Origin of the sequence: Kribbella albertanoniae, from assembly GCF_004348455.1 — a bacterium.
Classification (GTDB): Bacteria; Actinomycetota; Actinomycetes; order Propionibacteriales; family Kribbellaceae; genus Kribbella; species Kribbella albertanoniae.
Map to the genome: position 1 here is coordinate 1 of NZ_SMKA01000041.1, position 22,545 is coordinate 22,545.

The 22,545-nt window shown below is 68.0% G+C and carries 26 protein-coding genes and 1 pseudogene; 17 read left to right on the forward strand and 10 right to left on the reverse strand.

Annotated elements, in window-relative coordinates:
• Position 1: 1 nt before the first annotated feature.
• The 3 genes from E1261_RS12465 to E1261_RS12475 all read right to left on the reverse strand — a co-directional run bounded on the left by E1261_RS12465 (position 2) and on the right by E1261_RS12475 (position 3,681).
• A complete protein-coding gene (locus tag E1261_RS12465; RefSeq protein WP_132406028.1) occupies positions 2 to 1,579 on the reverse strand; it encodes a YifB family Mg chelatase-like AAA ATPase in 1,578 nt (525 codons plus the stop codon).
• Positions 1,579 to 1,935 carry a YraN family protein gene (locus tag E1261_RS12470; protein ID WP_132406030.1) on the reverse strand — a complete coding sequence of 119 codons (357 nt, stop codon included), beginning with the start codon at positions 1,933 to 1,935 and terminating at the stop codon, positions 1,579 to 1,581. Before E1261_RS12470 ends, E1261_RS12465 begins: the two co-directional genes overlap by 1 nt.
• Positions 1,936 to 2,049: 114 nt before the next feature.
• Positions 2,050 to 3,681 carry an APC family permease gene (locus tag E1261_RS12475; protein WP_132406032.1) on the reverse strand — a complete coding sequence of 544 codons (1,632 nt, stop codon included), beginning with the start codon at positions 3,679 to 3,681 and terminating at the stop codon, positions 2,050 to 2,052.
• Positions 3,682 to 3,818: 137 nt separating this feature from the next.
• On the opposite strand from E1261_RS12475, the gene E1261_RS12480 reads away from it, so the two are divergent.
• Together E1261_RS12480 and E1261_RS12485 are read left to right on the forward strand one after the other, a co-directional pair.
• Positions 3,819 to 4,781, forward strand: coding sequence for a tyrosine recombinase XerC (locus E1261_RS12480; RefSeq protein ID WP_132406034.1), 963 nt, complete (start codon positions 3,819 to 3,821; stop codon positions 4,779 to 4,781).
• Between the two features lie 63 nt (positions 4,782 to 4,844).
• On the forward strand, positions 4,845 to 5,324 hold the full coding sequence (locus E1261_RS12485) for an RrF2 family transcriptional regulator (RefSeq protein ID WP_132406036.1): 480 nt from the start codon (positions 4,845 to 4,847) through the stop codon (positions 5,322 to 5,324).
• Positions 5,325 to 5,450: 126 nt separating this feature from the next.
• Here E1261_RS12485 and E1261_RS47120 read toward each other — a convergent pair.
• Positions 5,451 to 5,822 (reverse strand): annotated as a pseudogene (locus E1261_RS47120) (peptidoglycan DD-metalloendopeptidase family protein); the annotation flags it as partial.
• 297 nt (positions 5,823 to 6,119) lie between these two features.
• Here E1261_RS47120 and rpsB point away from each other — a divergent pair.
• The 6 genes from rpsB to E1261_RS12520 all read left to right on the forward strand — a co-directional run bounded on the left by rpsB (position 6,120) and on the right by E1261_RS12520 (position 10,953).
• Positions 6,120 to 7,109, forward strand: coding sequence for a 30S ribosomal protein S2 (gene rpsB, locus E1261_RS12495; RefSeq protein ID WP_132406038.1), 990 nt, complete (start codon positions 6,120 to 6,122; stop codon positions 7,107 to 7,109).
• 93 nt (positions 7,110 to 7,202) lie between these two features.
• Positions 7,203 to 8,021: a translation elongation factor Ts gene (tsf, locus tag E1261_RS12500; protein WP_132406040.1), complete on the forward strand. Its 819-nt coding sequence runs from the start codon at positions 7,203 to 7,205 to the stop codon at positions 8,019 to 8,021.
• Positions 8,022 to 8,083: 62 nt separating this feature from the next.
• Positions 8,084 to 8,842: a UMP kinase gene (pyrH, locus tag E1261_RS12505; RefSeq protein WP_420814010.1), complete on the forward strand. Its 759-nt coding sequence runs from the start codon at positions 8,084 to 8,086 to the stop codon at positions 8,840 to 8,842.
• Between the two features lie 86 nt (positions 8,843 to 8,928).
• Positions 8,929 to 9,483: a ribosome recycling factor gene (gene frr / locus E1261_RS12510; protein ID WP_272948577.1), complete on the forward strand. Its 555-nt coding sequence runs from the start codon at positions 8,929 to 8,931 to the stop codon at positions 9,481 to 9,483.
• A complete protein-coding gene (locus E1261_RS12515) occupies positions 9,483 to 10,346 on the forward strand; it encodes a phosphatidate cytidylyltransferase (RefSeq protein ID WP_132406044.1) in 864 nt (287 codons plus the stop codon). Before frr ends, E1261_RS12515 begins: the two co-directional genes overlap by 1 nt.
• Before the next feature lie 4 nt (positions 10,347 to 10,350).
• The gene (locus E1261_RS12520) at positions 10,351 to 10,953 is read left to right on the forward strand and encodes a GNAT family N-acetyltransferase (RefSeq protein ID WP_132406046.1); all 603 of its coding nucleotides are present in this window, start codon (positions 10,351 to 10,353) and stop codon (positions 10,951 to 10,953) included.
• Here the strand turns inward: E1261_RS12520 and E1261_RS12525 are convergent.
• A complete protein-coding gene (locus E1261_RS12525; protein ID WP_132406048.1) occupies positions 10,943 to 11,935 on the reverse strand; it encodes an LLM class flavin-dependent oxidoreductase in 993 nt (330 codons plus the stop codon). The genes E1261_RS12520 and E1261_RS12525 overlap by 11 nt on opposite strands.
• A gap of 28 nt (positions 11,936 to 11,963) precedes the next feature.
• On the reverse strand, positions 11,964 to 12,368 hold the full coding sequence (locus tag E1261_RS12530; RefSeq protein WP_132406050.1) for a MarR family winged helix-turn-helix transcriptional regulator: 405 nt from the start codon (positions 12,366 to 12,368) through the stop codon (positions 11,964 to 11,966).
• Positions 12,369 to 12,430: 62 nt separating this feature from the next.
• Between E1261_RS12530 and E1261_RS12535 the strand changes: the two genes are divergently transcribed.
• Positions 12,431 to 13,330, forward strand: a complete 900-nt coding sequence (locus tag E1261_RS12535; RefSeq protein ID WP_238176165.1) for an LLM class flavin-dependent oxidoreductase — start codon at positions 12,431 to 12,433, stop codon at positions 13,328 to 13,330.
• A 208-nt stretch (positions 13,331 to 13,538) separates the two neighbouring features.
• A complete protein-coding gene (locus E1261_RS12540; RefSeq protein ID WP_132406052.1) occupies positions 13,539 to 14,222 on the forward strand; it encodes a C39 family peptidase in 684 nt (227 codons plus the stop codon).
• On the opposite strand, the gene E1261_RS12545 is transcribed toward E1261_RS12540, so the two are convergent.
• Both E1261_RS12545 and E1261_RS45235 read right to left on the reverse strand, forming a co-directional pair.
• A complete protein-coding gene (locus E1261_RS12545; protein ID WP_165952471.1) occupies positions 14,210 to 14,938 on the reverse strand; it encodes an NAD(P)-dependent oxidoreductase in 729 nt (242 codons plus the stop codon). The genes E1261_RS12540 and E1261_RS12545 overlap by 13 nt on opposite strands.
• Positions 14,939 to 14,967: 29 nt before the next feature.
• Positions 14,968 to 15,153 carry a hypothetical protein gene (locus tag E1261_RS45235; protein ID WP_165952472.1) on the reverse strand — a complete coding sequence of 62 codons (186 nt, stop codon included), beginning with the start codon at positions 15,151 to 15,153 and terminating at the stop codon, positions 14,968 to 14,970.
• Positions 15,154 to 15,177: 24 nt separating this feature from the next.
• Here E1261_RS45235 and E1261_RS12550 point away from each other — a divergent pair, with 24 nt between their 5' ends.
• The 5 genes from E1261_RS12550 (at position 15,178) to pdxY (ending at position 18,370) form a co-directional block, all read left to right on the forward strand.
• Entirely contained in the window at positions 15,178 to 15,468 is a 291-nt protein-coding gene (locus tag E1261_RS12550) for an Rdx family protein (RefSeq protein WP_132406056.1), read from the forward strand.
• Between the two features lie 64 nt (positions 15,469 to 15,532).
• Positions 15,533 to 16,651 carry a dual-specificity RNA methyltransferase RlmN gene (gene rlmN, locus E1261_RS12555; RefSeq protein WP_132406058.1) on the forward strand — a complete coding sequence of 373 codons (1,119 nt, stop codon included), beginning with the start codon at positions 15,533 to 15,535 and terminating at the stop codon, positions 16,649 to 16,651.
• A gap of 6 nt (positions 16,652 to 16,657) precedes the next feature.
• Positions 16,658 to 17,155, forward strand: coding sequence for a DivIVA domain-containing protein (locus tag E1261_RS46855; RefSeq protein WP_132406060.1), 498 nt, complete (start codon positions 16,658 to 16,660; stop codon positions 17,153 to 17,155).
• A gap of 85 nt (positions 17,156 to 17,240) precedes the next feature.
• Positions 17,241 to 17,522 carry a GNAT family N-acetyltransferase gene (locus E1261_RS12565; RefSeq protein ID WP_165952473.1) on the forward strand — a complete coding sequence of 94 codons (282 nt, stop codon included), beginning with the start codon at positions 17,241 to 17,243 and terminating at the stop codon, positions 17,520 to 17,522.
• Positions 17,519 to 18,370 carry a pyridoxal kinase PdxY gene (pdxY, locus tag E1261_RS12570; RefSeq protein ID WP_132406064.1) on the forward strand — a complete coding sequence of 284 codons (852 nt, stop codon included), beginning with the start codon at positions 17,519 to 17,521 and terminating at the stop codon, positions 18,368 to 18,370. The genes E1261_RS12565 and pdxY overlap by 4 nt, the downstream gene beginning before the upstream one ends.
• On the opposite strand, the gene E1261_RS12575 is transcribed toward pdxY, so the two are convergent.
• Entirely contained in the window at positions 18,363 to 19,451 is a 1,089-nt protein-coding gene (locus E1261_RS12575; RefSeq protein ID WP_132406066.1) for an LOG family protein, read from the reverse strand. The two genes, pdxY and E1261_RS12575, sit on opposite strands and share 8 nt — an antisense overlap.
• 66 nt (positions 19,452 to 19,517) lie before the next feature.
• Between E1261_RS12575 and E1261_RS12580 the strand changes: the two genes are divergently transcribed.
• Together E1261_RS12580 and E1261_RS12585 are read left to right on the forward strand one after the other, a co-directional pair.
• Positions 19,518 to 20,807 carry an aspartate aminotransferase family protein gene (locus E1261_RS12580; RefSeq protein WP_132406068.1) on the forward strand — a complete coding sequence of 430 codons (1,290 nt, stop codon included), beginning with the start codon at positions 19,518 to 19,520 and terminating at the stop codon, positions 20,805 to 20,807.
• A gap of 531 nt (positions 20,808 to 21,338) precedes the next feature.
• On the forward strand, positions 21,339 to 21,584 hold the full coding sequence (locus E1261_RS12585) for a hypothetical protein (protein WP_132406070.1): 246 nt from the start codon (positions 21,339 to 21,341) through the stop codon (positions 21,582 to 21,584).
• Between the two features lie 77 nt (positions 21,585 to 21,661).
• Here E1261_RS12585 and E1261_RS12590 read toward each other — a convergent pair whose 3' ends face one another.
• Entirely contained in the window at positions 21,662 to 22,534 is an 873-nt protein-coding gene (locus tag E1261_RS12590) for a helix-turn-helix domain-containing protein (RefSeq protein WP_132406072.1), read from the reverse strand.
• Between the last annotated feature and the right edge of the window lie 11 nt (positions 22,535 to 22,545).

Below are 22,545 nucleotides of genomic sequence, written 5' to 3' on the forward strand. Positions count from 1 at the left end.
GTCATGAGGCGCGTCCTTTGAGGGGGCGGGTGTCTGCGAGAGGGGTGAGGGTTTCGCCGGTACGGAGTTGGAAGGCCTCGTGGGTCAGCTCAAGGGTTGGCTGGGGGAGGCCGCGGAGGTCGGCAAGGGTCCAGGCGAGGCGGACGACGCGGTCGAAGCCGCGGCCGGTCAGGCGGCCGGTGGAGTAGTGGTCCTCGAGGAGTGCCTGGGCTTTGGCATCGAGGGGGAAGTCGCGGCGCAGGACTGCACCGGGGACTTGGCTGTTGAGGGTCCACGGGCTGTCGCGGTAGCGGGCGGACTGACGATCCCGGGCGGCCTGGACCCGGGCGGCGACGGCAGCGGTCGGCTCGGAGGACTCGGCGTCGGTGCTGCCACGGCTCGCGGGAAGGATCTGGCGCTGGATGTCGAGGCGGTCCTTGATCGGGCCGCTGATGCGTTGCCGGTATCGCGCGAGTGCTTGGGGTGTGCAGTTGCAGACCGCGTGCCGGACGCCGGACATGCCGCAGGGACAGGGATTCGCGGCGAGCACCAGCATGAAACGGGCCGGGAACTTCGCCACCGCTGCCGACCGGTGGACCTCGACGAACCCGGACTCCAGCGGCTGTCGCAAGGTGTCCAGAGTCAGCGGATGCATCTCGGGCGCCTCGTCGATGAACAGGATCCCGCGATGTGCGCAGCTGATCGCTCCCGGACGCGGCACCCCCGAACCACCACCGACCAGGCTCGACAACGAGGCGGTGTGATGAGGCGCGATGAACGGCGGTCGTGAGACCAGCTCGGCCTCACCGGTGAGCATCCCGGCCAGCGAATGCACTGCCGACACCTCCAGCGATTCGTCGGTACTGAGATCCGGCATCAGCCCGGCCAGCCGCTCGGCCAGCATCGTCTTGCCCGAACCGGGTGGACCGTGCAGGAACAGGTGATGGCCACCCGCGGCTGCTGCCTCGATCGCCCGGCGGCCCTCCTGCTGCCCGATCACGTCGTGCAGATCGACCTCCGGAACCCGCGTCAGCGACTCCGACAGCAGTCGTGGCTCGGCCTGCGGCGCCGCCTCGTCCGGAATCTCGACCCCGCGCAGCAACGCCAGCACCTGACGCAGCGACCGCACGCCGTAGACCTCGATCCCCGGAACGAGCCGCGCCTCACCCGCATTCAGCTCCGGCACGACGATGCGATCGAACCCGGACCGGGCCACGGCCAGCGTCATCGCGAGGGCACCGCGGACCTCGCGGATCCGGCCGTCCAGGCCGAGCTCGCCGATGATCGCGGTGCGCCGTGATGACACCGCCTCGACCACGCCCGCGGCTGCGAGTAGAGCACAGGCGATAGCGACGTCGTAGTGCGAGCCGGTCTTCGGCAGGGTCGCGGGGGAGAGGGCGATGGTGACCTTGCGGTCGGGGAACTTCTCACCGCTGTTGACCACGGCCGCCCGGACCCGGTCCCGGGCCTCCGAGAGCGAGGTGTCCGGCAGGCCGATCAGGGTGGTCTTGGGCAGGCCCTGGGCGATATCGGCCTCGACCTCGACCAGATGCCCCTCCAGCCCGACCAGGGCGACGGACCACATGTGTGCGAGCGTCATCAGGCCGCCCCTCGCAGATGATCCACCTGCGGGGGAGCGTCGGGGGTGATCAGGACAGCGACGAAGTCGATCCGTACCTCCCGGGGCCGGACCTCGTGGCTGCGCAGCCAGGCACCGGCCAGCTTCCGCAACGTGGTGAGTTTGCGGTACGTGATCGACTCCAGCGGCGACCCGTAGCCGAGCCCTCGCCGGGTCTTCACCTCACAGATGACGAGCGTGCCACCCTCGCGGGCGACGATGTCGATCTCGCCGATCGGGCAGCGCCAGTTGCGCTCGAGGATGACCAGACCCTGGGTCGTGAGATACCTGCTGGCGAGCTCCTCGCCGTACTGCCCAACTGCGTTGCTGGTTTGCATCGATGACCACCTCCGACAGAGAAGATGCCGGGATCGGGCCTCGGTTCTGGAACGACTTCGCCGCCTGTGGAAAACCACAGACGGCGAAGAAGGTCAGGCAAGAAGCGCAGGAGGTCAGTTGCGCATGTGCTTACCGCGAGTCGGCTTCTGCGGATTCTGCTGTGGGGTACGGATCGCCTTCAGCTCACCGGTTCGCTCCGGCTCCTGCCGGACAGCCTGCAGGCCACCCGTCCCGGGGTCGGTGTCGCCGATGTCGAACTCCCAGCTGTCCTCGTTGGCCAGCCGGCTGTGCCAGCGTCCGTAGAGCCCGTAGATCGCCAGCCCGAGCGCCATCCAGATACCGAACTTGGCCCAGGTGCTGGTCTTCAGGTTGAGCATCAGCCACACCGTCGCGCCCAGCGAGAGCAACGGCACCAGCGGCACCAGAGGCACCCGGAACCCACGCTCGAGATCCGGCTCGGTGCGGCGCAGCCTGAGTACGCCGACCGCACAGAACGCGAAGCAGAACAGGGCTCCGATGACGAGCAACTCCTCGAGCTGCAGCACGCTCGGATACAGCGTGAGTGCCACCGCGGCCAGACCGGCCACACCCGCGGCCCGGGCCGGCGAGGAGTAGACCCGGCTGACCCGCCCGAGGCTCTTCGGCAGCAGACCGTCACGGCCCATGTTGAACAGCACGCGACTCTGGCCGATCAGGACCACCATGATGACGGTCATCAGCGCCAGTAGGGCACCCAGATTGACCACCTTGGCGGCCCAGCCGACCCCGACTGCCGAGAGCGCACTGGAGACCGGTGCACTACCGGCGAGCTGACCGTACGGCCGCATGCCGACCAGGACCACGGCCATCGCGATGTAGAGGATCGTGACGGCGCCGACACCGAGCAGCATGCCCTGTGGGACCGTCTTGCGCGGGTTCCGCGCGTCCTCGGACGCGGTCGCGATCAGGTCGAAGCCGATATAGGCGAAGACGATCGTGCTCGCGGCGGTGAAGATTCCCATCGTCCCGAAGGTGCCGAACGACGAATCGACTATCCAACTGAACAACGTCGGACTGGCCGTTGCAGGCGCAGCCCGCGCGATCGGCACGAACGGCGTGTAGTTGTCCCAGTTGATGTGCGTCGCGCCGACCACGATCACCAGCAGGATCACGGCCACCTTCGCGGCCACGACCACGGTCAGCACCCGGGCGGACAGCTTCGTCCCGGTGACCACCATCGCGGTGAGCAGGAGCAGCAGCAGCGGCGCGACCAGGTTCACCTTGGCGGTCGGGCCGAAGTACTGCGCGACATTCTCGGGCAGGGTGATGCCGAACCCGTCCAGGGTGGCCAGCGCGTACGCCGACCAGACCCGGGCGACGATCGCGGCCGCGGTGACGAGCTCGAGCACGAGGGCCCAGCCGACCAGCCAGGCCCACATCTCGCCGAAGGTCACGTAACTGAAGGTGTAGGCGCTTCCCGAAACCGGGATCGTCGAGGACAGCTCGGCGTAACAGGCCGCGGCCAGCAGGCACACGATCGCTGCGATGACGAACGACAGGATCACGGCCGGACCGGCGGTCAGGGCCGCCTGGTTGCCGCTGATACTGAAGATGCCGGAACCGATCATCACGCCCAGGCCGAGAACGACCAGGTCGCGACGACCGAACAGGCGCGGCAGACGGTGCCGTGCATCCTCGACTCGAGTGAACGCCGACTCGACCGGCAGGCGCCGGCCTACGGTCTGTCCGTTCGCTGAGGGGGCCATGGTCAGGGGTGCCTCCGTTGCTACTAGGGCAATCGGGCCGAACAGTAGTCGACCGTCGGGCTAATCGACCAGACCTCCTCTTCCCGACGTCCGCGCGGTGGCTTGCGATGGCGGTCCCGCTCCCGCATGGTCGAGGCATGACGCCGGGCGAAGTCAGCGCGAACCCGTCACCCACACCGGACGGCACAGCCTGGCCGGAGGGTCTCACGGTGTTACTGACCGACTACGAACGGCATCTGACGGCGGAAAGAGACCTCAGCAAACACTCCGTCAGAGCGTACCTCGGAGATATCGCGGATCTACTCGATCATTTGATTCGGCTTGGTCACAACGATCTCTCGGGGCTCGACATCCGTGCCCTGCGGTCCTGGCTGGCCAAGCAGCAGAGCCTGGGCAAGTCGCGGAGCACGATGTCCCGCCGGGCGACCGCCGCGCGTGTCTTCACCGCCTGGGCCCACCGGACCGGGCGGATCGCGACCGATCCCGGCGCCCTGCTGGCCAGTCCGCGGCCGCACAAGAGCCTTCCGGGCGTGCTCAACCTGACCGACACGCGGGCCGTGCTGGACGCCGCCGCGGTCGCTGCCGACGACGGCAGCCCGGTCGGGCTGCGCGATCTCGCGATCATGGAGTTGCTCTACGCAACGGGTATCCGGGTCGGCGAACTCTGCTCGCTGGACATCGACGACATCGACACCTCCCGCCGCGTCGTCCGGGTCTTCGGGAAGGGCCGCAAGGAACGCTCGGTCCCGTACGGCGTTCCGGCCGCCAAGGCACTCGATTGCTGGCTGACCGAGGCGCGCCCGCAGTTGGCCCGCACCGGCAGCGGCCCCGCGGTCTTCCTCGGAGCCCGTGGCGGGCGGATCGATCAGCGCGCCGTCCGGCGACTGGTGCACGAGCGGATCGCGGTCGTCGAGGCGCCGGACCTTTCGCCGCACGGCCTGCGGCACACAGCGGCGACGCACCTGCTGGAGGGCGGCGCGGACCTGCGTAGCGTGCAGGAGTTGCTCGGTCACGCTTCGCTGGCGACCACCCAGATCTACACGCATGTCTCGACCGACCGGCTCCGCAAGGCCTACGAACAGGCTCATCCCCGCGCCTGAGCTGGGGTGTGTCGCTGCACCTGGTGCGGCGGCGACCGGCCGGAATGCGGCAGACTGCGGACCATGCGGGTTTCGGCGAAGTCTGACTATGCGTTGCGGGCGCTGATCGAGATCACCCAACGTTGGGTGGCCAACGACCCCTCGGTGGTGTCGGCCGAGGAGCTCAGTCGTGCACAGGGGATCCCGCACGGCTTCCTGCAGGGCATCCTGGCCGATCTGCGCCGGGCCGGCATCCTGGCCAGCCAGCGCGGGCAGTCCGGCGGCTGGAAGCTCGCGGTGGATCCGAACGAGATCTCGGTCGCCGACGTGATGCGGGCCGTCGACGGGCCGATCGTGAGCATCTCCGGCGTGCGGCCGGAGAGCGTCGCCTACAACGAGCGGGCAGTCGTCCTGCAGCGGGTCTGGATCGCCGCGCGGGCCAGCCTGCGTGACGTTCTCGAGCACACGACGCTGATCGACCTGGCCAAGAACAAGCTCCCCGCCGGTGTCGAGCGTCGCTCCAAGGACGAAGACGCCTGGCAGGCGCGCGTCCCCGGGAGCTGATCGGCCCAGTGGCACTGATCGGCCCAGCGGCAGTAGCCTGACCGGTCGGTCCGGGAGCAGGGTCAGCGGATCGAGATAGCGCTCGCCCTCCCGCAGTCCCCAGTGCAGGCAGGTCGCGGGCGCACAGTGCGACCCGGCCGCCGACAGATGGCCGATGAGCGTGCCGACGGTCACCACCGTCCCGGCCCGAACCGCCGGCACGACCGGCTGGTACGTCGTACGGCGTGGGCCGGAGGCGACTGTGACCACGCCGATCCCGGCCACCGAACCGGCGTACGCGACTGTGCCGTCGGTGGCGGCGAGGACGGGTTGACCCGGGAAGCCCGCCAGGTCCACCCCGCGATGGCCGGGCAGCCACGGCTCGGAAGGGTTGTCGAAGCCGTGCAGGACGGCCGGTCGTGGGTGCAGCGGCCAAGCGGCGGCCGAAGGCGGCGCGACGGCGGGCGGTGACGGTGTGAGGGCGGCTGGGAGGGCGAGGAGAAGGGCGGCAATGTTCATACCTGGAAGATGCCGCGGAAAGCGCCGTTTCCGGCGGCCGAGTTGCCGCCTGTGGACAACCCGTCCCCAGTTCGCTTCCGGTGGGGTTGGTCCCGTAGACTTCCGGTGGCGTCCCGCCTCGTGTGGGGCGACTACGCATGCCCGCACCACTGTGCGACCCCCTCGGTCCTGGCCTCACGGTCTGGATGGGGCCGGACGACGGGCATCAGGCGCGGTGGCCAACCGGTCCATCGCGAAACAACCGAGAGTGCGTTGCCCGGGGCGATACCTGGGGGCGCGCGACAGGAGGACCACCTCATGGCCGTCGTGACCATGAAGCAGATGCTCGAGAGCGGTGTCCACTTCGGGCACCAGACCCGGCGCTGGAACCCGAAGATGAAGCGATTCATCCTCACCGAGCGCAACGGCATCTACATCATCGACCTGCAGCAGTCGCTGTCCTACATCGACCGGGCGTACGAGTTCGTCCGCAGCACGGTCGCCGCCGGTGGCGCGATTCTGTTCGTCGGCACCAAGAAGCAGGCCCAGGAAGCGATCGCCGAGCAGGCGACCCGGGTCGGCATGCCCTACGTGAACCAGCGCTGGCTGGGCGGCATGCTCACCAACTTCCAGACCGTCAACAAGCGGCTCCAGCGGCTCAAGGAGCTGGAGCTCATCGACTTCGACGATGTCGCCGCCTCCGGTGTCACCAAGAAGGAGCTGCTGCAGAAGCGTCGCGAGCACGACAAGCTGCTCAAGACCCTCGGCGGTATCCGCGACATGGCCCGGGTCCCGGCCGCCGTGTGGATCGTGGACACCAAGAAGGAGCACCTCGCGGTCGACGAGGCGCGCAAGCTCAAGCTGCCGATCATCGGCATCCTGGACACCAACTGCGACCCGGACGAGGTCGACTTCCCGATCCCGGGCAACGACGACGCGATCCGTTCGGTCGGCCTGCTGACCCGCGTGGTCGCCGACGCCGTCGCCGACGGTCTGATGTCGCGCGGTGGCCAGGGCGCTGCCGCGGCCGGCGAGGAGCTGGGCGCCGAGGAGCCGCTGGCTGCCTGGGAGCGCGAGCTGCTGGAGAGCCAGAACGGCGCCGCTGCGGCCCCCAAGGCCGACGAGGCCCCGAAGGCCGAGGAAGCTGCCGCTGAGGCCACCGCCATCGAGGCGCCCACCGCTGAGGCCGAGGCTGTCGAGGCGCCTGCCGCCGAGGCTGCTCCGGTTGCCGAGGCTCCGGCTGCCGAAGAGGCTCCGGTTGCCGAGGAGACCCCGGCCGCCGAGGCCCCGAAGGCCGACGAGGCCTGAGACCCGCTGATCCTGCCGCCCGCCTCCGCGGGCGGCAGGGCACCGGACAGCTCCGCCCATCCAGCCGCATCGACACAGACGAGAGAACGAGGAATGGCGAACTACACCGCCGCTGACGTGAAGAAGCTCCGCGACACCACCGGCGCGGGCATGATGGACGCCAAGAAGGCCCTCGAGGCCACCGACGGCGACTTCGAGAAGGCGATCGAGGAGCTGCGCATCCACGGCGCGGCCAAGGCACAGAAGCGGGGCGCCGAGCGCTCCGCCAGCAACGGCCTGGTGGCCGCGGCCGAGAACGCCCTGGTCCAGCTGAACTGCGAGACCGACTTCGTCGCCAAGAACGAGCAGTTCCAGCAGCTCGCGGCCGACATCGTCGCGCACGCGTCGGCCAGCAAGGTCGGCGACATCGAGGGCCTGCTCACCGAGAAGCTCGCCGACGGCAAGTCGGTCGCCGAGAACATCGAGGCGCTGGCCGCGGTCATCGGCGAGAAGCTGGAGCTCGGCAAGGTCGCCGTGTTCGAGGGCCAGGTGACGGCGTACATGCACAAGCGCGCCGCGGACCTGCCGGCTCAGGTCGGCGTCCTGGTCGAGTTCGAGGGTGACAACGTCGAGGCCGCCCGTGGCGCTGCCATGCAGGCCGCCGCGATGCGTCCGCTCTACACCACCCGCGACGAGGTTCCGGCCGAGACGGTCGCGAACGAACAGCGGATCGCCGAGGCGACCGCGCGCGAGGAGGGCAAGCCCGAGGGCGCGCTCCCGAAGATCGTCGAAGGCCGGGTGAACGGCTTCTTCAAGGAGGTCGTGCTGCTCGAGCAGCCGTCGGTCACGGAGAACAAGAAGACCGTGAAGGCGGTTCTCGACGAGGCCGGTGTGACCGTGAAGCGGTTCGCCCGCTTCGAGGTCGGCGCCTGAGGCCTGCAGGACCGACGACACAGCACGGCACCACTGCAGGACATTGAGGAGAGGCCGGAATCGTGACGGAAACCCTGGGTACCGAGACGAATCCGGCCTCTTCGCCGTCTTCGCCCGCCTACCGGCGGGTGCTGCTGAAACTGTCGGGTGAGGTGTTCGGCGGCGGCAAGCTCGGCGTCGACCCCGACGTGGTGAACTCGATCGCCCGCCAGATCGCCGAGGTGGTCCAGGCCGGTGTCCAGGTCGCCATCGTCGTCGGCGGCGGCAACTTCTTCCGCGGTGCGGAGCTCCAGCAGCGCGGGATGGAACGCAACCGCGCCGACTACATGGGCATGCTCGGCACCGTGATGAACTGCCTGGCGCTGCAGGACTTCCTGGAGAAGCTCGGGATCGAGACCCGGGTGCAGACCGCCATCACGATGGGCCAGGTCGCCGAGCCGTACATCCCGCGCAAGGCCGAGCGGCACCTGGAGAAGGGCCGCGTGGTCATCTTCGGCGCGGGCTCCGGCATGCCGTACTTCTCCACCGACACGGTCGCCGCCCAGCGCGCGCTCGAGGTCGGCGCCGAGGCGCTGCTGATGGGCAAGCAGGGTGTGGACGGTGTCTACGACTCCGACCCGAAGACGAACCCGGACGCGGTCAAGTTCGACCAGCTCTCGTACGACGACTTCCTGGCCCGCGGTCTGCGGGTCGCCGACGCGACCGCGATCAGCCTGGCCCGCGACAACGCGCTGCCGATCGTGATCTTCGGTCTCGAGGAGGGCAACATCGCCCGGGTCGTGCACGGGGACAAGATCGGTACTGTCGTCGCCCCGGGGTAGTCCCCCGGTTCGGGCCGCCGTACCACTAGGATCGTCACGAAACGGGCCGCGCGGACGCGGCCCTGAGGAAGCGAGGGAATGTCGTGATCGACGAAGCACTCCGCGAAGCCGAGCAGAAGATGGCGAAGGCCGTGGAGGTCGCCAAGGACGATTTCGCCGCGATCCGCACCGGCCGCGCGCACCCGTCGATGTTCTCGAACATCGTGGCCGACTACTACGGTTCCCCGACGCCCCTGCAGCAGCTGGCCGGTTTCCAGGTCCCGGACCCGCGGACCGTGCTCATCTCGCCGTACGACAAGGGCGCGATGGCCGCGATCGAGAAGGCGATCCGCGACTCCGACCTCGGCGTGAACCCCGGCAACGACGGCTCGGTCATCCGGGTCACGATGCCGCAGCTCACCGAGGACCGCCGCAAGGAGTACATCAAGGTCGCCAAGACCAAGGGCGAGGACGCCAAGATCTCGGTGCGCAGCATCCGCCGGCACGCCAAGGACTCGATCGACAAGTCGGTCAAGGACGGCGAAGCCGGCGAGGACGAGGGCAAGAGTGCTGAGAAGCGGCTCGACGGGATGACGAAGAAGTACGTCGACTCGATCGACCAGCTGCTCAAGCACAAGGAAGCCGAACTGCTCGAGGTGTGATGGGCGTCGAGAGCACGCCGCCCGCACCGAGTCCGAAACCCACGCCGGATCCGGGTCGCGCCGGGCGTAACCTGCCCGCGGCGATCGGGGTCGGCCTCGGCCTGGGTGTGGTCATCATCGGCTCCCTGTTCTGGGAGAAGGTGCTGTTCATCTTCGTCGTGCTGGCCGCCGTCCTGGTGGCCGTGGACGAGATGATCAAGTCGCTGCGGACCGGTGGCGCGGTGATCCCGCGGGTCCCGGTCTTCGTCGGTACGGCGGCGATGCTGGTGGCCGCGTACTTCGGCGGACCGATGGCGCTGCTGGTCGCGATGGCGGGCACGGTCCTGGCCACGCTGTTCTGGCGGATGCCGGGCGGTTCGGTCGGGTTCGTCCGGGACACCAGCGCCGGGATCTTCCTGATCGGGTACGTGCCGCTGCTCGCCGGGTTCGCGATCCTGCTGGTCCAGCCGGACGCCGACGGGCCGCTGCGCGTCCTCACCTTCTTCCTGGTGGTCGTCGCCAGCGATATCGGCGGTTACGTGGCCGGTGTCCTGTTCGGCAAACACGCGATGGCGCCGACGATCAGCCCGAAGAAGTCCTGGGAGGGTTTCGCCGGCTCGACGCTGGCCTGTGTCGGTGCCGGTATCGCCTCGGTCGTCTTCCTGCTGGACGGGAGCTGGTGGGTCGGCGCGATCGTCGGCGCGGTGGCCGTGGTGACCGCGACCGTCGGTGACCTCGGCGAGTCGATGATCAAGCGCGATCTGGGCATCAAGGACATGTCGAACCTGCTGCCCGGTCACGGCGGTGTGATGGACCGGCTGGACTCGCTGCTGGCGACGGCGCCCGCGGTGTGGCTGCTGCTGCATCTTCTGGTGAAGGGGTGAGGGCATGACGATCGCACCGGACGGGCGTTCGCTGGTGGGTGAGGTGGTCCGCCTGGATCGCCTGCAGGACAACGACTATGACGAGCTCTACGCCGCGATCGGCAACGAGCAGGTGTACGCCGGCGGCTTCGGTGGCGGTGTCGCGCCGAAGAGTGCAGCTGAGATGCGGGAGTCCTGGATCCCCGCCGCGGCCAAGCGGTTCGCGTACGGCGTCCGGTTGGTTGCCGATAGCCCCCTTGGCGCGGCGGGCACTCTGATCGGGACGTCGAGTCTCGGCGATGTCGACGTACCGAACGAGCGGATCCATCTCGGCTGGACGGGCTACGCCCCCTCGGTGTGGGGGACTGCCGTCAACCCGGCGGCCAAGCTGCTGCTGATGAAGCACGCCTTCGAGGACTGCGGATTCGGTCGTCTGAAGATTCAGACCGGCTTGAAGAACACTCATTCCCAGGCCGCGATCGCCAAGCTCGGTGCGACCCGCGAAGGCGTCCTTCGTCGGCACATGGCGCAGGCCGACGGATCGTGGCGCGACACCGTGGTCTTCTCGATCCTGGCCGACGAGTGGCCCGAGGTGCGCAAACGCCTCGAGGAGCGGATCAACCGTTAGTCAGCTCCGCGAGCGCGGTGTACGAGGCGACGAGGTCACCACGGTCGTACGTGTTCGTGGTGACCAGGACCTCGTCCGCGCCAGTACGCCGTACCAGCCCGCCGAGCGCGGTGTCGACCTCAGCCGGCGTCCCGTAGATCTGCCCGGTCAACGCGTTGTCGAAGAGTTCCCGTTCCTTCGCCGTCATCTCGGCCGGGGGAGCGGACTCCAGCGGCGGAAACACCCCGCGCGTCCGCGTGTACGCAGTCGCCCATGCCTCCGGTAGCAACAGCTCCCTGGCCTGCTCAGTCGTCGGCGCAACCGCGGCGGTCGCAGCCAGTACGACGTATGGTCGCGAAGCCGAGGTGGATGGGCGGAACTCGGCGCGGTAGCGCTCAACCAGCTGCACCAGCTCTGCCTCGCCCTTCACGCCCGCGATCACCAAGGGGAGCCCGAACGACGCGGCCAGCGCGGCGCCCTCACCGATCGCCAGAATGAACGCCGGGATGCGCAGACCCTCGCCAGGACGGGCGTGTACCTGTGGATGGGCCTGCTGAGTGCCATCGAAGTACCCGAGGAGTTCCTTGAGCTGGACTGCGAAGTCCTCAGCCGCGTCCTTCTCGACGCCCAGTGCGCGACGGATGCCGTTGGTGAAGCCGACCGAGCGCCCGAGGCCCATGTCGATCCGGCCCGGGTACAGCGACTCCAGGACGCCGAACTGCTCCGCCACTACCAGCGGCTGATGGTTCGGCAGCATCACGCCACCGGTACCGACCCGGATCGTGTCAGTGCGCGCTGCCACGGCCGCAGCCAGCACCGTAGGGGCGGATCCGATCACTCCAGGCACGCTGTGGTGCTCAGACACCCAGAAACGCTTGTAGCCGAGCTTCTCGACCTCCTGCGCCAGGTCGACGGTCGCGCGCAGCGTCTCGGCCTCCGACTCGCCAGCACGCCGCCGCGACCGGTCCAGAACCGACAGCGGCACCCCTGACAACAAGCCCATACTCGGAGCAACCGCGGCCCCGGACGGCTCATTCCCCGAGCAGCAGCCGCAGGTCCGCCCGGAACCGATCGCCGTCGCGGAGCGGCGCCAGGAACTCGCGTTCGAGCTCGTGCCGAACCCGCTCGGCTGACTCGAACGTGCGCTCGCCCGCGGTCGTCAGTACGACGACGTTGCGGCGGCGATCCTCCGCGCTGCGCCGGCGCTCGACCAGCCCGCGCTCCTCGAGACCGTCGATCAGGTCGCCGATCGACGTCCGGTCCACCCGGAGCCGCGCGGCGACCTCCAGTTGCGACAGCGGCTCTCCGGACGCGATCGCGGACAACACGGCCAGGTCGCGGCCGTTCAGCCCGTGCGGCGCCAGCGCCTCGGTCTGCGCCTCGGTCAGGCGCGCCAGAACGTGTTTGAGCAGATATCCCAGCCGATCGGACGCCATGCGTTCGAATCTACCGGGGAACTGATCGTCAGGAGGGCTGATCATCAGCTAGTCTGATGATTATGGAACCGACCTTCGGTCTGAAGACCACCCCGATGCATGTCCCGTACGCCGACATCCAGCGCGTCTGGCGGGACGCCGACGAGGCCCCGCAGTTCCGCGATGCGTGGTTGTGGGACCACTTCCTGCCGTTGGCCGGCCCAAAAGGTGGTGACGTGCTGGAGGGTTGGACGCTGCTCGCGGCGCTCGCCGCCCAGACGAGCCGGCTCCGGCTCGGTCTGCTGGTCACCAGTAACCGGATCCGGCCGCCCGCCGTACTGGGCAAGATCGCCAGCACGCTCGACGTCATCTCCGGCGGCCGCCTCGTGATGGGCCTCGGCGTGGGCGGCACCCGGCAGCCGGATGGGGCCGGGGGCCTTCCCGGTCCGAATCCCGCCGCCGCGGAGTATGCGGCGTACGGGTTGAGCCTCGTGTCACCGGGGGAAGGCGTCGATCGGCTGCGGGAGACGATCGAGATCCTGCGGGCGATGTGGACGAAGGAGGTCTTCGACTTCCACGGTCGCTACTACACGCTCGAGCAGACCTGGAACGCGCCGAAGCCGATCCAGCGTCCGGGGCCGCCGCTGCTGATCGGCGGCTGGGGAAACCGGATGATGCGGCTGATCGCGGAGTGCGCCGATATCTGGAACATCAGCGGCCCGCCGCACAATGACCTCAATTTCCTGGCCGACCGGATCCGGCGGCTCGACGCCGAGTGTGCGGCGATCGGCCGGGATCCGGCTTCGATCAGCCGGTCACTGCAGCAGATCGTCTCGTACGACGATCCGTCCTCGACGCGGGCGATCGTGCGTGGAGCTGTCGACCTGGGGTTCGATCACATCGTGCTGTCGCTGCCCCGGCCGTACCCGGAGCGGGCGGTCCAGTGGCTGGTCCGGGAGATCATCGAGCCGACCGTCGGGTGACTCTTCGAGCAACATCGAAAAGTTCTGATCCTTTTCTGGAGCCTGCCGAACGCTCGCTGCAGGCCGCTGACCTGCGGAAACACCGCCGTGTGAGTATCTGACGGTTGTGTGACGATTCTGGGCAGGGGTTTACATTCGCGCCGAAGTCGAATGCACTCAGTGCTGGAGCGACCACCCCGGGTCACTCCGTGAGGCTGAGGGAGTTGACATGAGACACACCCCGCCGAAAATCAAGGCCGCACTCTGCGGTCTGGCCCTGGTCGCCGCAACCGCACTGCCGATGGCGTCCGCCCCCGCCATCGCCGGTCCCGCGCCGGCCATCTCGGCCGAAGCCGTCGCAGCGGCCAAGCCCGTCCCCAAGCTGGGCTACAGCACCCAGGTGCTCAAGACGCTGAACATCCAGTTCCAGTACCAGCAGACCGGCTACTGGTGCGGCCCGGCCGCGACCCGGATCGCGCTCTCGGCCAAGACGTCGAATCTGCCCAGCCAGCAGCAGCTGGCCAATGAGCTGCCCACGGACCAGAACGGGACCGACTGGATCGGTCAGGTCACCCGGGTACTCAACAACCGCCTCGGCACCTCCTACTACGAGACCAAGGAGATGCCGAACGACCCGCCCACCCAGGCGCAGCGCAACCTGCTCTGGCAGGACATCACCTACGACATCGACCGCGGCTGGGCCCTGGTCGCGAACATCGTTGCCCCGGCCAACAACCACCCGCCGGGCTACCCGAACTACACGATCTGGCACTACTTCACCGTGATCGGGTACGACTCGAGCGACTCGACGGTGCTGATCGCCGACCCGGCCGGCTTCAACCCGAACGCGACGTACTGGCTGACCTTCAACCAGCTCGCGACCCTGATCCCCCCGAAGGGCTACTCAGCCTGAGCTAGTTCCCTGAGGATCGCTTCCACGTGCTCAAGGCGCAGGTCGCGGACCTCACGCAGGCTGAACGCACCACCACGATGCGGGCTGAGGACAACGTTCGGCAGCTCGTGGAACGGGTACGTCGATGCGGTGACTCCGGTCACCGCATCGGCCGACCTGGCCTCCTCCCACCAGACGTCCAGGCCGGCAGCGACCCCGCCGGCACGCAGCCGCTCGTACAGGGCGCGTTCGTCGACCACGGTCGCGCGGGCGACGTTCACCAGCACACTGGGCTCAGGCAGTTGCGCAATGAGGCCCGCACCGAACAGACCGTCCGTCGCAGGCGAGCCAGGAATAGCCAGTGCGACGACGCGCGCCTGGCTGACCAGCTGAGGCAGCTCGGAACGAGGGTGGATGCGGATGTCGCCGTCCACACCGCTTTGCTCGGTCGAACGCACCACGTGGACCCGCATACCGAGTCCGTTCAACGCACGGGCGATCCGGCGGCCCACTTCGCCGTACCCGATCACCAAAGCTGGATGCTCGCCCAGAATCATCGTCGGGTTCGGTGGCACGTAGCGGGCGGTCCAGTCGCCGGTGCGCATCCCCTGGTCGGCAGGTACGATGGCGCGGGCCGCAGCCAACACCAGTGCCACCGCAAGCTCAGCTGTCGGCCCCGCGCTGTGGTGCACGGTTCGCAGTTGCACCTGTGGGAACTGCTCCAGCAGATCGCGCACCTCTTGCCGGACTCCGGCGAACGGGACGATCAGCGTCCGCAATCGCGGGCTGGCGGCAACCAGTTCGCGGGTGGGGGAGCGGGCGACCAGTACGTCGACGCGGCGTCTGCAGGCGGTGTGCCGTCGGTGAAACGCCAGCCGGGGTGGCGCTCGGTCAGGCGTTCGGTGGCTTCGTCCTCGAGGACGCCCACACCGTGGACCCAGAAGTGCGTCATGGGAGGGAAATGTAGTTTAAGGAGGTGAGCAGAGCGCCGCGGTTGGAGATCGAGTACTGCACGCAGTGCCGGTGGTTGATGCGGGCGGCTTGGACCGCGCAGGAGTTGTTGACGACGTTCCCCAAGGAGCTGGGGGAGGTGGCGCTGGTGCCGTCCACCGGTGGGATCTTCGACATCTCGCTGGACGGGGAGCTGCTGTGGTCGCGGAAGGCCGAGGGTGGGTTCGCCGAGATCCCGCTGCTGAAGCAGATGGTGCGCGACCGGATCGCCCCGGATCGCCAGCTCGGTCACTCGGACCGCAAGGCCGCGGAGTGATCCGTAGCACGTCGTGGATGTGAATTTGTGAATGGTTGGGCCCGCAGGCGACAATGGGTCGGTTATGACTACCTCCCTGCCTCTCGTTTTCGATGAGCCGCGCCGTGCCAAGAAGCCGCCGCGGCACTTGGCCGACCTGTCCGGGGAGGAGCGCCGCGAGGCGGTCGCCGCGCTGGGGGAGCCCGCTTTCCGGGCCAAGCAGCTGTCGAACCACTACTTCTCCCGGCTGACGTCCGACCCGGCCGAGATGACCGATCTGCCGGCCGCGACCCGCGACAAGCTCGTGGCCGACCTGATGCCGCCGTTGCTGACCAAGGTCCGCGACATGGAGTGCGACAACGGGACCACGCGCAAGACCCTGTGGAAGCTGCTGGACGGTTCGCTGGTCGAGTCCGTGCTGATGCGCTACACGGACCGCACCACGATGTGCGTCTCGTCGCAGGCCGGTTGCGGGATGGCGTGCCCGTTCTGTGCGACCGGTCAGGCCGGCCTGACCCGGAACATGAGCACCGCGGAGATCGTCGAGCAGGTCGTCGACGGCGCCCGCGCACTGGCCCGCGGTGAGATCGCCGGCGGCCCGGGGCGGGTCAGCAACATCGTCTTCATGGGCATGGGCGAGCCGATGGCCAACTACAAGGCCGTCATCGGTGCTGTCCGCCGCTTCACCGACCCGTCGCCGGAGGGCCTCGGTATCTCCGCGCGCGGCGTGACGGTCTCGACCGTCGGCCTGGTGCCGCGGATCAATCAGCTCGCCGGCGAGGGCATCCCGGTCACGCTCGCGCTGTCGCTGCACGCGCCGGACGACGAGCTGCGCGACGAGCTGGTCCCGATCAACAACCGCTGGAAGGTCGACGAGGTCCTCGACGCCGCCTGGGGCTACGCCGAGAAGACCAAGCGTCGGGTCTCCATCGAGTACGCGATGATCCGCGACATCAACGACCACGCCTGGCGCGCCGACCTGCTCGCCGAGAAGCTCCGCGCCCGCGGCGACTGGGGCTGGGTGCACGTCAACCTGATCCCGCTGAACCCGACCCCCGGCTCCAAGTGGACCGCCTCCGACCCCGCCGACGAGCGCGAGTTCGTCCGCCGCCTCCAGGCCGGCGGCATCTCCACCACCGTCCGCGACACCCGCGGCCAGGAGATCGACGGCGCCTGCGGCCAGCTCGCCGCCGCCAGCAAGTAAGGCCCGATGTTCACCCGCGTCCGCTGGCGCGAGGGCTACGACATCGACGAGGTGAACGCCTTCGTCGAACGCCTCGCCGCCACCGTCGAGGGCCGGTACGTCGGCGCCCCGGTGACCGCAGCCGACATCCGCAACGTCAGCTTCACCCCAGTCCGCTTCCGCGAAGGCTACGACGTGGCCGAGGTCGACACCTTCCTCGAAACGGCCGCCCAGGGCATGGCCGCCGCTCCGACCGCCCCGCCGTACCAGCCGCAGCCCCCGCGCCAGCTCCTGCAGCCCCCGCGCTTCACCCCGGTGAAGCTCCGCGAGGGCTACGACATGGCCGAGGTCGACGACTTCGTCGAACGCATCCTCGCAACCGTGAACGGCGTCCCGACAGACCGTCCCGTCACCGCCCGCGAGGTCAGCACCAAGCAGTTCTCCTCGGTCCGCATCCGCGAGGGCTACGACGTCATGGAAGTAGACCTCTTCCTCGAAGAGGCCGAGCGCCTGCTGAGTCAGTAACACATGAGGATCCGGCCGTACCAGTCCGCCGATCGCGACGCCGTACTCGCACTTGCCCCGCGCCTCACCGAAGGTGTCGCCCGGTGTGGTCGCCGGGTTCGTGTCCGGGCAGCTGCGGTCGCATTGGTCTGGCACATCCGAGCTGTACATCGGTGAGCTGGTCGTCTCTGCGCAGCACGAGGGGCACGGCGTTGGCCGAGCGCTCATCGATGCAGCCACGGCGGAGGCAACACGGTTGGGGCTGGCGACAATCACTCTGGACACCGGTGCGGCCAATGCGCGGGCGCTCGCGTTCTACCGGGCGCTGGGCTTCACCGAGGAGGACGTGAAGCTGACCAAACAGCTGGATGGGATGATCGAGGGGTGAAGATCCTCTCCATTCAGTCCGCGGTGGCCTATGGGCACGTGGGTAACTCGGCTGCCGTTTTCCCGCTCCAGCGCATCGGGGTGGAGGTGCTGCCGGTCTACACGGTGAACTTCTCGAACCACACCGGGTACGGCGCTTGGCGCGGGCCGCTGATCAGTCCGGACGACGTACGCGAGGTTGTGCTGGGGATCGAGGAGCGCGGCGCCTTCCCGCAGATCGACGCGGTGCTGTCGGGCTACCAGGGCGGTGAGGGGATCGCCGACGTCATCCTGGAGACCGTGGAGCGGGTGAAGGCGGCCAACCCGCAAGCGGTCTACTCCTGCGACCCGGTGATGGGCAACGCGAAGTCCGGGTGTTTCGTCGCCCCGGCGATTCCGGTGCTGCTGAAGGACCGCGTGGTCCCGGCGGCCGACATCATCACGCCCAACCAGTTCGAGCTCGGCTTCCTGACCGACACCGAGCCGGACACCCTTGAGTCCACCCTGGCGTCAGTAGAGCTCGTCCGCGCCACCGGCCCGCGCACCGTCCTGGTCACCAGCGTCGAGCGCCCAGACCGCGAGGACGGCACCATCGAGATGCTGGCTGTCGACGACACCGGCGCCTGGCTCATCCAGACGCCGTACATCCCCATGAAGGCCAACGGCTCCGGCGATGTGACCGCAGCCCTCTTCACTGCGCACTACCGCCGCACCGGCGACCTGGCCGACGCCCTGGCCCGCACCACCTCCAGCGTCTTCGACCTGCTCACCAACACCCACGCATCAGGTGAGCGCGAGCTACAGCTCGTAGAGTCCCAGGAGGCGTACGCCAACCCCCAGATGCAATTCAAGCCGACTCGCGTCAGCTGACGAGTGCAGCGGCCTCGTCGATGGTGTCGACCAACTGGATCACCATCGGGCGGTCGGCCGCGAGTGACTGCAACAACGGCCAGACGGGGAGGTTGACCGTCCAGTGCTCGACGCCGACCAGGATGAGGGGGATCTGGGTGGCGGGGTCGCCGTAGTAGTTCGGGGTGACGGCCTGGAAGATCTCCTGCACGGTGCCGGCCGCTCCGGGCAGGTACAGGATGCCACCGCGCGCCCGGCTGAGCAGGACGTCCTCGCGGAGCGCGTTGGAGAAGTACTTCGCGATCGAGGTGGCGAACACGTTCGGCGGCTCGTGACCGTAGAACCAGGTGGGAACGGAGACACCGCCGTCGCCCGGGTACTCCCGCCGTACGGCGAGGCCCGTGGTGGCCCAGTCGCCGATCGACGGGCGGAACGACGGCGCCGCCGCGAGTGAGGCGAGAGCCGCGTCCACCGCAGCGTCGTCGTACTCGGCCAACAACGACCCGAGGTTCGCGGCCTCCATGGCGCCCGGCCCGCCGCCGGTAACGACGGTGCGGCCGTCGCGGGCGAGCTTGCGGCCGAGCAGAACAGCAGCCCGGTACGTCGGGTCTGTGCGGGCGATGCCATGGCCGCCCATCACGCCGACCCAGGGACCGGTGTCCGGGAGCTCGTGGAGCGCGTCTGCGATCGCGTGGTCGTGCAGGGCGGTCGCTAGCGTGCGGCTGGTGTCACCACGCTCGTCGTGCAGCCGTGACCATGCGTAAATGCGCGCATCCGGGGTGGCGTCGTACCCGCGATCCAGACCGGCGTACAGGTCCTCTGCGGTGTACAGCGTGCCGCGGTACGAGTCGAACGGGAGCTCCGGGATCGCAGGGAACACCAGCCCGCCACCGTCGCGGATCCAGCGGTCCGACTTCTCCTCCAGCAGACAGCCGAGAAACAATGCGCCGAGCGGGTCCAGACCGAGCAGCTGTGCCGTCCGGCCGGTCAGATCCACCGACTGGACCCGCCACCCGACCATGGTGGTCGCACCGGCGGCCAGGACTCGGTCGAAATGGTCCAGGGACTCGATGTCCACGTGCGGAACGCTCGGCTGTGTCACGCAGAGCACCTTAATCTGACAGGAGGCCTCTATCAGCGGACCGCGCTTTGAGGTAATGCTTAGGACATGACACATGCGGAGCTCTGGGAGCGTCACAAGGCCGTCATGCCGGACTGGCTGGCGTTGTACTACGAGGAGCCGATCGAGATCGTCCAGGGATCCGGCCGCCGGGTCACCGACGGCGAGGGCAACAGCTATCTCGACTTCTTCGCCGGCATCCTGACCAACGCGATCGGCTACGACATCGCGGAGATCTCGGACGCGGTGCGGGAGCAGCTGAGCAGCGGGATCGCGCACACCTCGACGGTGTACCTGATCCGCAAGCAGATCGAGCTGGCCGAGCAGATCGCCGAACTGTCCGGGATCGAGAACGCGAAGGTCTTCTTCGCCAACTCCGGGACCGAGGCAAACGAGGCCGCCCTGCTGCTCGCCACCCAGAACCGCCGTTCCAACCAGGTCCTGGCGATGCGGAACTCGTACCACGGCCGCGCCTTCGGCACCGTCGCGATCACCGGCAACCGCGGCTGGTCCGCGAGCAGCCTGTCGCCGGTCAACGTGCAGTACCTGCAGGGTGCGTACCACTACCGCAGCCCGTTCAAGAACCTGCCGGACGCCGACTACATCAAGGTCTGCGTCGAGGACCTGCGCAACGTCATCGAGACCACGACCGCCGGTGACGTCGCCTGCCTGATCGCCGAGCCGATCCAGGGCGTCGGCGGTTTCGCCTCCCCGCCCGACGGCCTGTACGGCGCCTTCAAGGAGGTACTGGACGAGTACGGGATCCTGTTCATCTCGGACGAGGTCCAGACCGGCTGGGGCCGCACCGGCGAACACTTCTGGGGTATCCAGGCGCACGGCGTCGTACCGGATGCCATGACGTTCGCGAAGGGCCTCGGCAACGGCTTCGCCATCGGCGGCGTGGTCGCCAAACCCGAACTGATGGACAGCATCAAGGCGAACTCCCTGTCCACCTTCGGCGGCAACCCGATCTCCACCAGCGCCGCCAAGGCCACCATCGACTACCTGCTCGACCACGATCTGCAGGCGAACGCCGCCAAGCGCGGTGCCCAGCTGGCCGACGGTCTGCGCGGGATCGCCGAGGAGTTCCCCGAGCTCGCCGACGTCCGGGGCAAGGGCCTGATGCTCGCCACCGAGATCGTCGACCCCGCCGACAACACCCCCGACGCGGCCACCACCGCGCGACTGCAACAAGAAACCAAGAACCGCGGCCTCCTGATCGGCAAGGGCGGCCTCTACGGCAACGTCCTCCGAATGGCGCCCCCGATGACCCTGACCGAGGAAGAAACCACCGAAGCCCTAGAAATCCTCCGAGACTCCTTCAACACCCTCCGCTAACCCCAGTACGCCGAAGGCCCACCCTCGCGAACATCCACCGCAGGGTGGGCTACGCCAACACGTACACGGAGTCTTCTTCCCCCGCGTCGGCTACGCCCGCTCCTTCGTCGCAGACTACGCCAACACCCCACCCACCCCCCAGCCTTTCGCCGGGCTACCGCCCGCGGCCCAGCGCGCTGCCGCGCGCACGAGAACGGTCCGCGTCTGGCTGAGTCCCGCGTTAACGGGACGATCAATTCTCCTCCGCCGAAACCGACCAACATTCAAGCGCCGTGTCGACATCAGGTCTAGTTGATTGTGGACGAGAGTTGCTGATTCCCTTAAAAATAAGGGCGTTGACCATTGGTTGCCAACGGGCAAACATGGCATTTGGCGGTTAAATTGTGGTCGTAAAGTGGTCTAGATTCAGGCCCCGTACGCGCTCGTCTCGCGGAATCTGGCGCCCGTATCGAGACTGGGCCATGCTCTCCTCTGAGGCCCAACGGTTGGCGTTCCAGCAGCGCATGCGGGAGGATCCACAACGTGAGTCCAGTGGATCCTGATGACCGCGGTGAGAGACCGCGTCCAAGCTCGGATACGGATGACTGGTCGCAGCTTGGCTGGATCGCTCGCACGACCTGCGGTCTTGCCGGCGGCGCGGGAATCTATGGCGTATTCCTCGAAGGCACGAACACCGGCGGCGTACCGATACTGCTCGTGCTGGCTGCGTTCTTCGGATACCTGGCCGCCTCAGGCCAGCGGTTGATATCGCTGAAGATTGGCGACAATGAGGCGTGACTTCTGTCGTGAGCTGGACCTCGCCGGACGTCAAGGTGAAGTCGGTCGAAACGAAGCCTTAGCTGCTTAGCTTGGCGTCAGCCACCGTCGTCCACGGCGGGCAGTTCCGCTAATGCGTCTGTGATCAGGCGACGCGCAGCTGCGCCGTACGCCGCCAAGCTCGACAGCGCGGTGAAGGTCTCCGCGTACATCGCTAGTTCGCGTGGGTGCGTGACCGTAAGGAATCCGGACACAAGTTCCACATTCGCCTGGCTGTTGTCGAACATGTAGAAGTCTTCCACCGGCCAACGCGTCGAGCGGTCTACGGTCGTCGGGATGACTCCAAGGGTGACCGACGGAAGTGTCGATACGTCAAGCAGGTGCCGGAGCTGATCAGCGAGGACGGCGTGGCCGCCCACCTGGTAGCGCAGCGCCGCCTCCTCGAGCACGAAAGCAAAGGTATGGTCGCTCTCGCGGAGAATGTGTTGCCGCTCGACGCGCTCGGCAACGGCCGCGGCTACGTCGTCGATTGCAACCTGCCGACGGTCCCGCACCGATTCCAGGACGGCGGTGGTGTACTGCGGCGTCTGTAGGAGGCCGGGGATCATGGTCTGGCAGTAGGACCGAAACTTGCGCGTACGTTCGTAGATATCGCGGACGGCGACGTTCAGTTGTTTCAGCCCGGTTCGCTCAGCCCGGCGCCACTCGAGCCACATCGAGTTGACTGCCCTGACCTCGGCGACGAGCTCTGGTATCAGCTTCGGAACGGAGCAGACGTAGCACCAGGCTCGCAGATCGGTTTCGCTCGGCCGCTGTTTGGCGTGCTCGATTCGCGACGTCTTCGCCTCATGCCAACCGGCCGCAGTAGACAGTGCCCGCGCTGTCAGACCAGCGTCGAGCCTGATCTCCTGCAGCCGGTTGGCGAGAGCATGGTGCGCGCTCTGAGCGCTTGAGAACTGAGACTCAGACATCGCAAACCTAC